Below are 14,466 nucleotides of genomic sequence, written 5' to 3'. Positions count from 1 at the left end.
TCGCGGACGTGGACAAAGCGATGAAACTTGCGGTGATCGGACGTGGTCTGTTCGGGGCGGCGGCGGCACGCCATTTGAGCAAGATGGGCCACGAGGTTGCGCTGATCGGGCCCGATGAGCCGGCGGACTTCGCGCATCACGACGGCGTCTTCGGCAGCCATTACGACGAGGGCCGGATCACGCGCTGGTTCGATCCATACCCGTTCTGGCGGCGGATGAATCGCGCGGCGCTCTCGCGCTATGGCGAGATTGCTGCGGAAAGCGGTGTCGACTTCTATCGGGAGGCCGGCGCGCTTCACGTCGGCCGCAGCGACAGCCGCGACGTCACCTCGGTCGGCGAGATCTGTGCCGCGGACGGCATTCCTTGCGAGGCCTATCAGGATGCGCGGCTGGCGGAGCGATTTCCCTATCTCCGATCGACGGCGGCCATGCTGGGCTATTTCGAGCCGCGCGATGCCGGATACATCTCGCCGCGCCGCCTGGTGCGGGCGCAGACCATCGCGGCGGAGCGCGCCGGGGCGCGCATCATCGCCGAGCCCGCGCTGGGGATTTCGGAAAGCGGCGCCGGCGTGACTATCCGGACGCGGTCGGGCGATGTCGAGGCCGAGCGCGTCCTCGTTGCCGCGGGCGGCCACACCCAATCGCTGCTCGGCCGATCGCTGGGCTTCACCGTCTATGCGCGGACCGTGGCGCTGTTTCGGCTCGATGCGGCGGAGGTGCAGCGCCTCGCCGGCATGCCGTCGATGCGCTGCATCGGACCGAAGGGCGATAATCCCTATATCCTGCCGCCGATCGCCTATCCGGATGGCCAGACCTGGCTCAAGCTCGGCGGCGATCCCGTCGATATTCCGCTCCACAGCGAGGCTGACATCAAGGACTGGTTCAGATCGGGCGGCACGGTTGCCGTGGCTGACCGGCTGCAAGAGCAAATCCTCGCGCGCATTCGCGACCTCAGATTCGAGGAGCGCCGCGTCGTGCCGTGCATGACCACTTTCGGCAACACAGGTCTGCCGTGCATCGGGCCGCTGTCGGCGCGCGTCACCGTCGCGTTCGGCTGCTATGGCAAGAGCGCGAAGTGTTCGGACGAGCTGGGCCGCTTGGGCGGCATGGCGCTGCTCGGCGAGGTCGACGCAGAGCTCGCGCCTTGAGCGCGACGGGCGGCGATCACTTCACCTCGCCGGCCGTGAACAGCAGGAACGAACGGCCCGTCACCTTGCGGATGCTGCCGAATTCGAGCGGAGTGGCCGCCATTTCCTCCGGCGCGCTGGTATCCAGCAGCAGCGACCAGTGCGGACCCGCCGATGTCGGCGGCAGCTTGAAATCGACCTCGCCCTCATAGCTGTTGAGGATCATCAGAACCGTGTCGTCCACGCCCTGGCGCGCGATCGCGGTTTTGCGCGCGCGGCCGTCGAGCAGCACGCCGAAGCATTTGATCCAGCCGGTGGTCCAGTCGGACTGCGTCATCTCGGCGCCCGAGGTGTTGATCCAGACGATGTCGCGAATATCGAGCTGCGCGTCGCGGTCGCCGGAGAGGAAGCGGCTGCGGCGCAGGATCGGATAGTCGCGCCGCAGCTTGATCATGCGTTTGGTGAACGCGAGCTGCTTCTCGGCAGCCTCCGACAAATTCCAGTCGAACCACGAGATCTCGTTGTCCTGGCAATAGGCGTTGTTGTTGCCGCGCTGGGTGCGGCCGAATTCGTCGCCGCCGAGCAGCATCGGCGTGCCCTGCGAGGCCAGCAGCGTCGCCAACATGTTGCGCTTCTGGCGTTCGCGCAGTTTCAGAATCGCGGGATCGTCGGTCGGGCCCTCGGCGCCGCAGTTCCAGGAATGGTTGTCGGACGAGCCGTCGTTGTTGTTCTCGCCGTTGGCCTCGTTGTGCTTGTTGTTGTAGCTCGCCCAGTCGTTCAGCGTGAAGCCGTCGTGGGCGGTCATGAAGTTGACGCTCGCCCAGGTGCGGCGTCCCTCGCGGTTGAATACGTCGTGTGAGCCCAATAGCCGCGGCGCCAGCGCGCCGGGCTGCGCCTCGCCGCGCCAGAAGTCGCGCACCGTGTTGCGATACTTGTCGTTCCACTCCGCCCATCCCGGCGGGAAGCCGCCGACCTGGTAACCGCCGGGGCCGCAATCCCAGGGCTCGGCGATCAGCTTGACGGTGGCGAGCAGCGGGTCCTGGTTCATCGCCTTCAGGAAGCCCGACTGCTCGTCGAAACCATAGACCTCGCGCGCCAGAATGGTGCCGAGGTCGAAGCGAAAACCGTCGACATGCATGTGGCCGGCCCAGTAGCGCAGGCTGTCCATCACCAGCTGGATCACCCGCGGATGCGACAGGTTCACCGTGTTGCCGGTGCCGGTGTCGTTGATGTAGTAGCGCCGCTTGTCGGGCAAGAGCCGGTAGTAGCTCGCATTGTCGATGCCCTTGAACGACAGCGTCGGCCCGCGCTCATTGCCTTCGGCGGTATGGTTGTAGACGACGTCGAGGATCACCTCGAGGCCGGCACCGTGCAGCCGCGACACCATCTCCTTGAACTCGCGCAGGCAGTTCGCAACGTCGGCGGCGTAGCGCGGATCGGCCGCGAAGAAGCCGATCGTGTTGTAGCCCCAATAATTGGTGAGGTGCTTCTCCAGCAGATTGCTGTCGTTGACGAAGGAATGCACCGGCAGCAGCTCGACCGAGGTGATGCCGAGCGCCTTCAGATAGTCGATCGCCACGTTCGAGCCGAGGCCGGCATAGGTGCCGCGCTGGTTCTCGGCGATGCCGGGATGCCGTTTGGTAAAACCCTTGACGTGCGTCTCGTAGACGATGGTCTCGTCCCAGTGCGCTTCCTGCCGTTGCGGCTCCTGGGTCCAGTCGAAATTGGGATCGACCACCACGCATTTCGGCATGAACGGCGCGCTGTCGCGCTCGTCGAACGTCAAGTCGTCGCCGCTCTCCATCCTGTAGCCGAACACCGCCGGATTCCAGATCAACGATCCGACATGGGCACGGGCATAGGGGTCGAGCAGCAGCTTGTTCGGGTTGAAGCGGTGGCCGCCGTCGGGCTGATAGGGCCCATGGACGCGATAGCCGTAGAACGTGCCCGGCTGCACGCCATGGACAAAACCGTGAAACACCTGGTCGGTGTATTCCGGCAGCTCGAAGCGATGCGTCTCGCGCGCGCCGTCGAACAGGCAGAGCTCGACCTTGGTGGCGTTGGCGGAAAACACCGCAAAATTGGTGCCATTGCCGCTCCAGGAGGCGCCCAGCGGATAGGGCAGCCCTTCCTCAATGACGAAATCGGACATCGTGTCCCCCAGCCAGAAAATCGACCTGCAACAAACGCCGCCGCGCGGAAAATGTTGCACGGGGGATGTTAGCGGCAATGGAGCTTGATTTGTATGACGCTCCCCGGCCATCGCGTGGCGAGCGCGCCCAGAACGATTGCGACGAGTGAGGTGAGCACGCCCTTCAGGCTCCCTCCCCCCTTGCGGGGGAGGGTTGGGGAGAGGGGTACCCCACGACGTGCTCTCTCCATTTGCGCGCGAGCCACAGAAGCGATTTTTCGAGACCGATGTTCATGTCACCATCTCGCCCGCGGCCACCCCTCTCCCCACCCTCTCCCGCAAGGGGAGAGGGAGCCCTGGCATTGTGCCCGCTTCACTTGCGTAGGCGCAAAACAACCCGACGGGCAACTCAGGGGCGACCGTCGCCTCACGCCGCGCGGATGTTGGCGAGGAAGCTGTCGACCTTCTGGCGCAGCGCGGTCGCCTGGGTGTTGAGCTGTTCGGCCGAGGTCAGCACCCGGCCGGCGGCGGTGCCGGTTTCGCCGGCGGCGCGGGTGACGACGCCGATATTGCCCGAGACTTCGCTGGTACCGCGCGCGGCCTCCTGCACGTTGCGGGCGATCTCGCGGGTCGCCGAGCCCTGCTCCTCGACCGCAGAGGCGATCGCGACCGTGATCTCGTTGATGCCGCCGATGGTGCCGCCGATATGCTCGATCGCATGCACGGCTTCGGTGGTGGCTTCCTGCATCGCTGCGACCTGCGCCGAAATCTCTTCGGTGGCCTTGGCGGTCTGGCTGGCGAGCGACTTCACCTCGCTCGCCACCACGGCAAAGCCGCGGCCGGCCTCGCCGGCGCGCGCCGCCTCGATCGTGGCGTTGAGCGCCAGGAGGTTGGTCTGGCTGGCGATGTCGCTGATCAGATTGATCACGTCGCCGATCTTCTGCGCCGCGGCGGAGAGGCCCTGCACCGTGGTGTTGGTGCGGTTGGCTTCCTCGACTGCCTTGTACGCGATCTCGGTCGACTGCGCGACCTGGCGGCCGATCTCGGAGACCGACGACGACAGTTCCTCAGTCGCCGCCGCCACCGTCTGCACATTGGCGGAGGCCTGCTGCGCCACCGCGGCGACCGTGGTCGCCTGCCGGCTGGCGTCGTCGGCGGCGGTCGACATGCTGTTGGAGGTCGCGCGAAGCTCGACCGCAGCACCGGCCAGTGCGTCGAGCGAGGCGCGCACGCCGTTCTCGAACTCGTCGGCCATCCGGCCGAGGAAGCCGTGCTTCTCGGTCTCGGAACGCTTCTTCAATTCGTCCTGCTCGCCGCGCAGCCGCACCGCCTCGATCATGCTGTCCTTGAACACCTGGACCGATTGCGCCATCGCGCCGACTTCGTCGCGGCGGTCCTGCGCCGGGATCGAGGTTGCGGTATCGCCGGCGGCGATCTTGCGCATCGCCGCGGTCATGCCGGTGATCGGTCCGACGATGCTGCGTCCGAGCAACAGGCACATCGCGATCACGAGCAGCAGTGCGGCGGCGACCAGCCCGCCGATCCAGCGCGCCTGGGCCCAGAAGATCGCGTCGACGTCGTCGAGATAGATGCCGCCGCCGATGGTCCAGCCATAGGGCTTGAACTCGACCGCGTAGGAGATTTTTGGCAGCGGCTCGGTGCCGCCGGGCTTCTGGAACCGGTAGCTCACGAAACCGCCGCCTTGCGCCGCGCGTTCGATCTGCAGCTTGGTGAACAGCACGCCGTCCGGGTCCGGCGAATTGTAGAGGGTCTGGCCCTCGACCTTGGGATTGGGATGAGACTGCACCAGGCCCTGCGCATTGAAAGCGTAGAAATAGTCGCCCTGGCCGAAGCGCAGCGTGCGCAGCAGCGCGCGGCCGCGCTCGAAGGCATCAGTGTCGGACAGGCCGGCCGCCTTGGAGGCCTGGTAGTTGAGCTCGACGGCTTGCCGCGCCAGGGTCACGAGGTCCTGCAGCTTGGCCTTGCGGTCCTCGAGCAGGCTGGCGCGCAGCGTGGTCAACCCGACGCCCGCGACGGCGACGATGCCGAGCACCGCGACGCCAACCATGATCATGAGCTTGGAGGAGATTCGCAGATTGCCGAACATGAGGATCCTTTTCTGGGAAGGCGGCCGCCGCTTCGGGCGCCGATGGTTCAGAAAGGCCTAACGGCAATTGATAAAGTTCGACCTAACGCGGCAGCCGTTATGGCCGCCCGGCGCACGGCAAAACCCGCGCGGGCCGTGGCAAACGGCCGCGCGAATCAGCAGAACTACGGAGGAGGGTCGCCTATGCGACCAAAGGCTTAAGCGTCGCCGTCTGTCAGTCGCTTCGCGCCGATGTCGAAGCCGAGCCGGCTTGCGCGGTCCTGGCGATCTTCGGCCATCAGCCTCAACTCCCGCTCCAGCGAGCGCGCAACTTCCTCCTGCGATTCTTTGAGACGGGAGCGCTTCGCGGTTTCGGGGTTTGCAGGCTGGGAGGTCACAGGGGAACCCTTGTCATCGTACTGTCACAGGGAGTCTTGGCACGAGTCGATTCAGCCGGACAATCAAAAAGAATTCAGACATGAAAGTTTTGGAAGGTCTCTTACGCCACTGAGTCCGAACTGAGCAGAAGATTCTCTCATGTGCAGATGGCCTGGCTCAAATGCACTGCAATTGGTGAAAATACAGGCGTTCCTCTCTTATCAGGCCTTTTTCGAATTGCCGCGAAATCATTTCTGGATTGCGATGAAGACGTCCTGAAACGGACACGCTCTAGGCTTACGAAAATTCCGGTCGGGGCCGCCCGTTCGGGAAGCCTGAATGTCGTGTGGGGTGACGTTGGAAATGAAGCAGCTGAATGCGATGCCGTATATGTGGGCGGCCGTCTTGATCGCGGTTGCGGTCTGGGGCGCGGTCGGGTCGCCGCAAATGGCACATACCTCGGTCAAGCAGCACTACGCCGGCACCCGCTAAAGCGCGATGAGATTAGGTTGAATCATCATCGCGCTTTAGCGCTTTGTTTGAGCATGATCTCCGCGCAAACGCTTCGCGTTTGTCGCGAGGGAAGACCGCTTCACACTTTTCCGGATCATGCTCTAGGCCCCAGGCAGAGCCAAATACCCGCGATCACACACGCTACAGAGGCGGCCGCGGCGAGCGCTGCATGTCCATCGTATAGGTGTAGCGCCCCTCGGGGTGCGTGGTGATGGTGACCTCGAACAGTTCCTCGCGCTGACCGTAGTAGCGGCGTACCACAGTCAGCGCCGGTGAGCCGGTCTTGACGCCGAGCGCCTTTGCGATCGGTGCCGGCATGCCGCGGACGAAGATTTCCATCTGGGCGTGCTCGGTGACCTGGCCGTAGGTCTTGGCGATCTGCTCGTGCACCGGCGAGCGGCCGTGATCGCTGCGCTTCACGACGTCGGCGAACTTGCGCAGCACATAGATCTCGGCCCAGCCGAGCGGCGCCGCGAACTGGTCGGAACGGCGCACCGCCTCGATCAGGAACCAGCTCTTGCCGGGTTCGCATTTCAGCAGCGCGGCGAGCTTGCGGTCGGCGACGATGTCGCCGCTGCTCACCACATCGCGATAGGTTTCGTTGGAATAGCGCAGCCATTCTCCGAGCGATTTGACGCTGTGGGTGAACAGCACCGGCGGCTCGGAGGCGATCACCACCGAACCGAGGCCGGCGCGGCGCACGATCAGGCCCTGGTCGATCAGGATGCGCAGCGCCTCGCGCACGGTCTGGCGGCTCGCCTTGTAGCTGGCCATCAGCTCGGTTTCGGTCGGCAGCAGGCCACCGACGGCGTAGCTGCCGAGCCGGATGTCTTTCTGCAAACCGGTAGCGATGTCGCGGTAGCGGGACGATCTCGCCTTGCCCGGGTTGTCAGACATGCGGGGCTACTGGCATGCCAAATGGCAGTTGACCGGATGCCCTATCTGCATCGACTGCAGCGCGGCCTCGAACGCGGCCAGTGTCGCCAGCACGTCGGCTTCCGGCATCGGGAAGGGCCGCCGGCCCTCGACCGCGTCGGCGAAGGCGGACAGTTCCGCGGTGAGCGTATCGACCGCCGGATACCGCATCGTCGCGGGGGCCTCGCCGGATTTCCGCAGCACCATCGTCACCTCGTCGAGCACCTCGGCCGATCCCTTCGTTCCGAACAGATGAACCCGCCAATAGAACGGTGTTGCGCGGATCGTCGCAAGTGTGCCGCTGACGCCATTCACAAATTCAATCGCCAAGGTTGCAGTATCGAGCGGCGGCGGCCCGGCCTCGCGTGTATTCAACCGGGCATAGACCTGCCGCGCCGGGCCGAGCAGGCTGACAAAGCCGTCGAGCACGTGAAGGCCGGCGCCGGTGAGCCCACCGCCCGGCGATTCCTCTGATGACAGCCGCCAGCCCTGCGTGACGGCTTGCGAGTTCTCGTTGCTGTTGTGACCCTCGACATGAAGGATAGTGCCGAGCTCGCCGCCGGCGACGACCGCGCGCAGCGCCTGCATTGACGGCCAGAACCGTCGGTTATGCCCGACTGCGAGCACCACGCCGGCGCTGCGGCAGGCCGCAAACATCTCCGCTGCATCGTCGCGCCGAAGCGCCAGCGGCTTCTCGCAAAACACCTGCTTGCCGGCAGCGGCGGCGGCGATCACCTGGGTCTTGTGCAGCGAATGCGGTGTCGCCAGCAGCACGGCGTCGACGGCGGGATCGGCGAGCACGGCGTCGAGACTGGCGGTGGGTGCAAGACCGTGCGTCGCGCGAAAGCGCTCCGCACTGGCGATGTCGGGTTCCACCGCCGCGACGATCCTGAGCCGCGGCTCATTGCTGATAGCCTCGACCAGCGCGCGGCCCCATCGGCCGAGGCCCGCGATTGCGCAATTGATCATGGACCTTCCTCGTTCAGGCGGCGCCCGGCACGGATCGCCTCGATCACCGCGGCACTGTCGCAGGCCGGGCCGTGCAGCGCGATCGTCGTGCGCAGCAGATCGGCCTGCACGGAGGTCATCGGCAGCGACAGCCCCTGCCGGCCGGCTTCACGCAGGATCAGTTCGGCATCCTTCAAGGTCTGCGCAATGTGCGATTGCGGCGAAAAGTCCTGCGCCAGCATTTTTGGTCCCTTGCTGTCCATGACGGCGGAATATGCCGCCGAGTGCCGCGCGCTCGCAAGGAAGCTCAGGCCGTCGAGGCCGAGGCTCTCGGCAAAGACGATACCCTCGGCCAGCGCCGCGCGGTTGCTCTGCAGGATCAGATTGATGGCAAGCTTGGTGCGGCTGGCATTGCCGATCGCGCCGACATTGACTCGCCACGGGCAGAGGATGTCGAGCGTCTCCGCCGCGGCCTCGATGGTGTCGGGCTCGCCGGCGACCAGCGCGGTGGCGGTGCCGGCGCGCACCTCGGCGCTGGTGCCCGAAATAGGCGCCTCGATGAAGGTGAGATGCGATCGCGCGGCGAATTCGGCGATCGCAGTGATCTCGTCAGGCGCGCAGGTGGTGGTGCAGATCAGCAGCGGCGGTGCGGTCGCGTTGGCGAGGTCGGGCAGCAATGCCATGATCTGGGCGGCGTCATACACCGCAATGACGATGGTGCGGCAGCGCGCCGCCACGTCGGCGGCAAAGGCGGCGAATTCAGCGCCGCGGGCGCTCAACCCTTCCTTCCTGGCCGCGTCGATATCGTACCCGATCACCCCGACGCCGGCATCGCTGAGTCGGGCCGCCAGCGCCGATCCCATCAAGCCCAGCCCGATCACGCCGACTTGTGTTGTGCTCTCCATGGCGCGGCCTCGCCACCTCGCTTCATTGCGGCTGGATGCCGGCGGCCTTCACCTCCGCCGACCAGCGCACCACCTCGCTTTTCACGAAGCCGCCGAACTCGGCCGGCGTCAGCGGCGCCACGATCACGCCGACATCGGCGAGCTTCTTCCGGGTCTCCGGCATCGCCAGGAACTTTGCGCATTCGGCGTAGATCCGGTCGACGACCGGCGCGGGCGTCCCGGCCGGAGCGAACAGCCCGTACCAGATCGTGGCCTCGAAGCCCGGCATCGCTTCGGCGAGCGCCGGCAGGCCGGGCGTGAGCTCGTTGCGCCCCGCCGACGTCACGCCGATGCCGCGCAGCGTGCCGCCCTGCATCTGCGGGATCGCGACCGAGAAATCGCCGAAGGTGAGATCGATCACCCCGGCCATCACGTCGGTCATGGCCTGCGGCACGCCGCGATAGGAGGCTGCAACCAGCGACAGGCCGCCGCGCGACTGCAACTGCGCGACCGAGATCTGCGAGGCGCCCGAACCGTAGCCCGCGGTCAGGTTCGGATGCGCCTTGGCGAAATCGAGGAACTGCGCCAGGTCCTTGGGCGCAGATTTCGGGTTGATCAGCAGCACCATCGCCGTCGTCGTGGTGCGGATGACGGGGACAAAATCCTTCACCGGGTCGTAGGACAGGCTCTTGAAGGTCGCGACGTTGCTGGCATGCGTCGTGTTCGTGCCCATCAACAGCGTGTAGCCGTCGGGCGCACTGCGTGCGACCTCCTGGGCGCCGATGCTGCCGAGCGCGCCGGCGCGATTCTCGATCAGCACGGTCTGGCCGAATGCATCCTGCAGATATTGGCCGATCAGCCGCGCCACATTGTCGGGGCCGGCGCCGGCCGGAAACGGCACGATGATCTTGATCTGCCGCTGCGGGAAGTCATCGGCGGCCGGGGCAGACTGCGCCGCGAAGCCGGAGAGGAGCAGGACGACAAGCAAGCCCAGGCGCAACTTCATCCCGATTCCTCCGCCGGTCGGTTTTCGACCATGTCTGTTTTGACAGATTTATACGGACAAATGGACGATGAAGGCAAGCCTTCCGCGTGTAGAGTGGTTGAGGTTAGGCATATTTGTCCGTATAATTATTCCAAACACGGAGCCAGACGATGGTTGATGTCAGCGACCTCCATGAGCGCGGCCTGCGCCGGCGCCAGAAGATGTTCGGCGATGCCGATGTCGCCACACGGATGGCCGCGGCGGGCGAGTTCGGCGCGCCGTTGCAGAACATCATCAACGCCTATGTGTATGGCGACGTCTGGGAGCGCAGCGGCCTGTCCGACCAGGTCCGCAGCCTGGTCATGCTCGGCATTACCGCGGCGAGCGGCAAGGCGACCGAATTCCGCGTCCACGCCAAGGGCGCGCGGGCCAATGGCTGCACCGCCGCGCAGGTGCAGGACGTGCTGCTGCTGGTCGCGATGTATTGCGGCATTCCCGCCGCGATCGAGACCAGCAAAATCGCAGCCGAGGTGTTCGGCGAGGTGCCGGCCGAGGGGTAGGGCGTCGGCAAGCGGCATGATAGGCAAATTGCCGAGCTGCGATCGGCCACAGGATTTGCCCATGCCCGCGTTCCCGACCTCGACCACGGTTCTCGACTCCGTGCTGTTCCGCGATGCCTTCGGCACCCAGGCGATGCGCGAGGTGTTTTCCGACCTGCGCCTGATCGCGCGCTATGCCGAGGTCGAGGTCGCGCTGGCCAAGGCCGAGGCGCGCTGCGGCGTGATCCCGGCCGCGGCGGCCGAGGAGATTGCAAAACGCACCGACGTGGCTGCGCTCGATTTCGACCTGCTGCGACAGGAGACCGACGTCGTCGGCTACCCGATCCTGCCGCTGGTGCATCAGATGGCGAAGCAATGCGGCGAGGCCGGGCGCTACGTCCATTGGGGCGCCACCACCCAGGACATCATGGATACCGCCGTGGTGCTGCAACTACGCGACGGCCTTAAAATCATCGAGGATGACATCACCGCGCTGCGCGGCATCCTCGCCGATCTTGCCAAGCGTCATCGCGATACGCCGATGGCGGGCCGCACCCATCTGCAGCAGGCGCTGCCAATCACCTTCGGCTACAAGATCGCGATCTGGCTGGCGGCGTTCGACCGTCACGCCGAACGGCTGGCGCAGCTCAAGCCGCGCGTGCTGGTCGGTCAGTTCGCCGGCGCTGCCGGCACGCTGGCCTCGCTCGGCGACAAGGGATTTGCGGTGCAGCAGGCGCTGTGCGAGGAGCTCGGCCTCGGCGTTCCCGTCTCGACCTGGCACGTCGCGCGCGATGGGCTGGCAGAGGCGGTGAATTTTCTCGCGCTGATCACGGGGACGCTCGGCAAGATCGCGCTCGACATCATGATCATGGCGTCGACCGAATTCGCCGAGGTCTATGAACCCTTCGTCAAGGGCCGCGGCGCGTCCTCGACCATGCCGCAGAAGCGCAACCCGATTTCGTCGGAGCTGATGCTGGCGGCCTCGAAGGCGGTGCGCCAGCATGCCGGTTTGATGCTGGATGCGATGATGCAGGATTTCGAGCGCGCCACCGGCCCGTGGCACGCCGAATGGATGGCGCTCCCGGAAAGCTTCGTGCTAACCGCGGGCGCGCTGCATCAGGCGAAGTTCGCGCTCGGCGGCCTGATCGTCGACGAGAAGCGAATGGCCGACAATCTCGACATCAGCCGCGGGCTGATCGTCGCCGAAGCCGTGATGATGGGCCTTGCGCCGGCGATCGGCCGGCAGGAGGCGCATGACGTCGTCTATGACGCCTGCCGCGTCGCCAACGAGAAGGGCCTGACCTTGGCCGACGCGCTGGCGGCGGATCAGCGGGTGGCGAGCCGGATCGATCGCGCGACGATCGACCGTCTCACCGCGCCCAGGAACTATCTCGGGCTTGCGCCCGAGATGGTGGATCGGGTGCTGGCCTCGGTGAGGCGGTAATTTTGCCGCGGCCGCTCGCCGTCGCGTGATCGGAGAAGGCGGCGGGAACCTTGCGGATACAGCTCGAATTGGACTACGACTCCATCAATCCTCAACCGACATCGCTGGACGTTTCATGACCGCACATCAACGCGCCCTTTCCGCCTCGATCGATCCCGTCAAGCTCGATCGCCTTGCCGAAGTCGCGGTCAAGGTCGGGCTGCAGCTGCGGCCGGGCCAGGACCTGCTGCTGACCGCGCCCGCGGTCGCGATGCCGCTGGTGCGGCGGATTGCCGAGCACGCCTACAAGGCCGGCGCCGCTCTGGTGACGCCGTTCTTCTCGGACGAAGAGCTGACGCTGGCGCGCTACCGCTACGGTCATGATGCGAGCTTCGACCGTGCCGCGAGCTGGCTCTACGAGGGTATGGCGAAGGCGTTTGGCGACAACACCGCGCGGCTTGCGATCGTCGGCGACAACCCGATGCTGCTGTCGGGCGAAGACCCGGCCAAGGTGGCGCGCGCCAGCAAGGCCAATTCGATCGCCTACCAGCCTGCGCTGGAGAAGATCGTCAATTTCGACACCAACTGGAACATCATCGCCTATCCGAGCGCATCCTGGGCCAGGCAGGTTTTCCCTGACGATGCCGAGGACGTCGCGGTGGCAAAACTTGCGGATGCGATCTTCTCCGCCTCGCGCGTCGACCAGGACGGCGCCGTCGCGGCCTGGGAGAAGCACAATGCAAAACTGCGCGAGCGTACCGAGTGGCTCAACGGCCAGCGCTTCCACGCGCTGAAATATTCCGGCCCGGGCATGGACCTCACGATCGGGCTGGCTGACGGCCATGAATGGGAAGGCGGCGCCTCGACCGCCAAGAACGGCATCGTCTGCAACGCCAACATTCCGACCGAGGAGGTCTTCACCACGCCGCACTGCCGGCGCGTCAGCGGCCATGTCGTGAGTTCGAAACCGCTGTCCTATCAGGGCACGCTGATCGACAACATTTCGGTCAAATTCGAGGACGGCCGCATCGTCGAGGCCAAGGCGTCGCGCGGCGAGGAAGTTTTGAAGAAGGTGCTCGACACCGACGAGGGCGCGCGCCGGCTCGGCGAAGTCGCGCTGGTGCCGCACTCCTCGCCGATCTCCAAGAGCGGGCTGCTGTTCTTCAACACGCTGTTCGACGAAAACGCGGCCTCGCACATCGCGCTCGGCCAGTGCTACTCGAAGTGTTTCGTTGGTGGCGACAAGCTGACGCCGCAGCAGATCGCCGAGCAGGGCGGCAACAAGAGCCTGATCCATATCGACTGGATGATCGGCTCCGCGCACACCGACATCGACGGCATCCATGCCGACGGCCGCAGCGTGCCGGTGTTCCGGAAAGGCGAGTGGGCGTGAGGGCCTGTTGAGGAGCGATCGGAGCGGTTGCTCACCTCTCCCCGAAGGGGAGAGGTCGATTTGCGTAAGCAAATCGGGTGAGGGGCCGCAACTCCAACGAGGGTCCGTCAACCCTCACCCGGCGCTTCGCGCCGACCTCTCCCAAGGGAGAGGTGAACACCGCCGCGGGCGGCGCCGGCTCAACGTCGATTCGCGATGCCTCAGTGGAATCTTCGCGCACGCGAGGCGAGCAGGTCGCCGCGCGGGGCGCTGAAGCGGCAGGTTTCGTGCTGCGGCCGGAAGCCGAGCCGGCGATAGATTTTCAGCGCGGCGGCATTGCGGCTCGAGACGTTGAGCCAGCAGGGATGCTCGACCGAGACGTCGTGCGCGGTCAGCACGCGATAGAGCAGGAGCTGGCCGAGCCCGCGTCCCTGGCGCGCCGGCTCGACCGCCATCGATTCGATCCACATCGAGTTCTGTTCGGGCTCGGTCAGGCAGAAGCCCGACATCTGCCCGTCCTCGGACGCGATCCAGATTTCGCTCTCGGTCAAAAGCTGCGCCATCTCCTCCGGCGAATACAGCCGGAAGGCGGCGTCCGAGGCGTAGGCGGCATTGTGGATGCGCGCGACCTCGGCTGCGTAGGTCGAGACGTCGCCGATCCGTTCGATCGAGGCGCGCGCGGCGGCAAGCGTGCGGGCCGGCTGCAGCGGTTCCACGCACTTCATCCCGATTTCGGAGCCGACATGAACGAAGCCGAACGCGGCGACGAAGGCCATGCCGGCCGGCCAGTCGGGGCTGACCTGGGTCTGCACGGTGAGATCGGCGTCGGTGTCGATCGCCAGCACGTCGTCGAACAGCGAAAGCCCGATGTGGCGGCGCCGCGCCTCCGGCGCGACCACGATCTTGAGAAACCGAGATTGCGGCGCGCCGTGACCGCGCAGCGAGGATTCGGCGAGCCCGACCAGGCGATCGCCTCGTTCGGCAACCCGAAAGTCGCGCCCGCCGCGGTTCTGCGGCAGCTTCAGAAACTGGTCCCATTGCGGCAGCGAGACCGGGCCGAGCCGCGGTTCCACCGCCGCAGCCTTGGAATAGAGCGCGACAACCGCTTCCGCATCAGTCTCCCGGAGCGGCCGGATGGTGATGCCGTCATCCATGGTGCGCGAGC

The 14,466-nt window shown here is 65.8% G+C and carries 13 protein-coding genes; 5 read left to right on the top strand and 8 right to left on the bottom strand.

Annotation, left to right across the window (positions count from 1 at the left end; all coding sequences use genetic code 11):
- Positions 1-20: 20 nt before the first annotated feature.
- Positions 21-1,148, top strand: coding sequence for an NAD(P)/FAD-dependent oxidoreductase (locus CI41S_RS09325; protein ID WP_139858688.1), 1,128 nt, complete (start codon positions 21-23; stop codon positions 1,146-1,148).
- A gap of 16 nt (positions 1,149-1,164) precedes the next feature.
- Here the strand turns inward: CI41S_RS09325 and glgX are convergent, their stop codons facing one another.
- From glgX to CI41S_RS09310, 3 genes are all read right to left on the bottom strand, one after another.
- Entirely contained in the window at positions 1,165-3,279 is a 2,115-nt protein-coding gene (gene glgX / locus CI41S_RS09320) for a glycogen debranching protein GlgX (protein ID WP_139858687.1), read from the bottom strand.
- Between the two features lie 406 nt (positions 3,280-3,685).
- Positions 3,686-5,365, bottom strand: a complete 1,680-nt coding sequence (locus tag CI41S_RS09315) for a methyl-accepting chemotaxis protein (protein ID WP_139858686.1) — start codon at positions 5,363-5,365, stop codon at positions 3,686-3,688.
- A 197-nt stretch (positions 5,366-5,562) separates the two neighbouring features.
- A complete protein-coding gene (locus CI41S_RS09310; RefSeq protein WP_139487183.1) occupies positions 5,563-5,742 on the bottom strand; it encodes a hypothetical protein in 180 nt (59 codons plus the stop codon).
- 343 nt (positions 5,743-6,085) lie between these two features.
- Between CI41S_RS09310 and CI41S_RS44940 the strand changes: the two genes are divergently transcribed.
- Entirely contained in the window at positions 6,086-6,214 is a 129-nt protein-coding gene (locus CI41S_RS44940) for a hypothetical protein (protein WP_256436593.1), read from the top strand.
- Between the two features lie 162 nt (positions 6,215-6,376).
- On the opposite strand, the gene CI41S_RS09305 is transcribed toward CI41S_RS44940, so the two are convergent.
- Genes CI41S_RS09305 through CI41S_RS09290 form a run of 4 tightly spaced genes read right to left on the bottom strand, consistent with a single transcriptional unit; the run spans position 6,377 to position 9,988 of the window.
- Positions 6,377-7,132 carry a GntR family transcriptional regulator gene (locus tag CI41S_RS09305; RefSeq protein WP_139487184.1) on the bottom strand — a complete coding sequence of 252 codons (756 nt, stop codon included), beginning with the start codon at positions 7,130-7,132 and terminating at the stop codon, positions 6,377-6,379.
- Between the two features lie 6 nt (positions 7,133-7,138).
- Positions 7,139-8,119 carry a Gfo/Idh/MocA family protein gene (locus CI41S_RS09300; RefSeq protein WP_139858685.1) on the bottom strand — a complete coding sequence of 327 codons (981 nt, stop codon included), beginning with the start codon at positions 8,117-8,119 and terminating at the stop codon, positions 7,139-7,141.
- Positions 8,116-9,003, bottom strand: a complete 888-nt coding sequence (locus tag CI41S_RS09295; protein ID WP_139858684.1) for an NAD(P)-dependent oxidoreductase — start codon at positions 9,001-9,003, stop codon at positions 8,116-8,118. The genes CI41S_RS09300 and CI41S_RS09295 overlap by 4 nt, the downstream gene beginning before the upstream one ends.
- Positions 9,004-9,025: 22 nt before the next feature.
- On the bottom strand, positions 9,026-9,988 hold the full coding sequence (locus tag CI41S_RS09290) for a Bug family tripartite tricarboxylate transporter substrate binding protein (RefSeq protein WP_139858683.1): 963 nt from the start codon (positions 9,986-9,988) through the stop codon (positions 9,026-9,028).
- A gap of 149 nt (positions 9,989-10,137) precedes the next feature.
- Between CI41S_RS09290 and CI41S_RS09285 the strand changes: the two genes are divergently transcribed.
- The 3 genes from CI41S_RS09285 (at position 10,138) to CI41S_RS09275 (ending at position 13,322) form a co-directional block, all read left to right on the top strand.
- Entirely contained in the window at positions 10,138-10,527 is a 390-nt protein-coding gene (locus CI41S_RS09285; protein WP_139858682.1) for a carboxymuconolactone decarboxylase family protein, read from the top strand.
- Positions 10,528-10,588: 61 nt separating this feature from the next.
- Positions 10,589-11,950 (top strand): 3-carboxy-cis,cis-muconate cycloisomerase, encoded by a 1,362-nt coding sequence (gene pcaB / locus CI41S_RS09280; protein ID WP_139858681.1) that lies wholly within the window; start codon positions 10,589-10,591, stop codon positions 11,948-11,950.
- 115 nt (positions 11,951-12,065) lie between these two features.
- Positions 12,066-13,322, top strand: a complete 1,257-nt coding sequence (locus tag CI41S_RS09275) for an aminopeptidase (RefSeq protein WP_139858680.1) — start codon at positions 12,066-12,068, stop codon at positions 13,320-13,322.
- Positions 13,323-13,522: 200 nt separating this feature from the next.
- Here CI41S_RS09275 and CI41S_RS09270 read toward each other — a convergent pair whose 3' ends face one another.
- Positions 13,523-14,455, bottom strand: a complete 933-nt coding sequence (locus tag CI41S_RS09270; protein WP_139858679.1) for a GNAT family N-acetyltransferase — start codon at positions 14,453-14,455, stop codon at positions 13,523-13,525.
- Positions 14,456-14,466 lie beyond the last annotated feature (11 nt).

The sequence above is a fragment of the Bradyrhizobium ivorense genome, from assembly GCF_900696085.1.
Classification (GTDB): domain Bacteria; phylum Pseudomonadota; class Alphaproteobacteria; order Rhizobiales; family Xanthobacteraceae; genus Bradyrhizobium; species Bradyrhizobium ivorense.
Note: the sequence above shows the minus strand (reverse complement) of the source record. Positions and strands in the feature narration are given on the sequence as shown.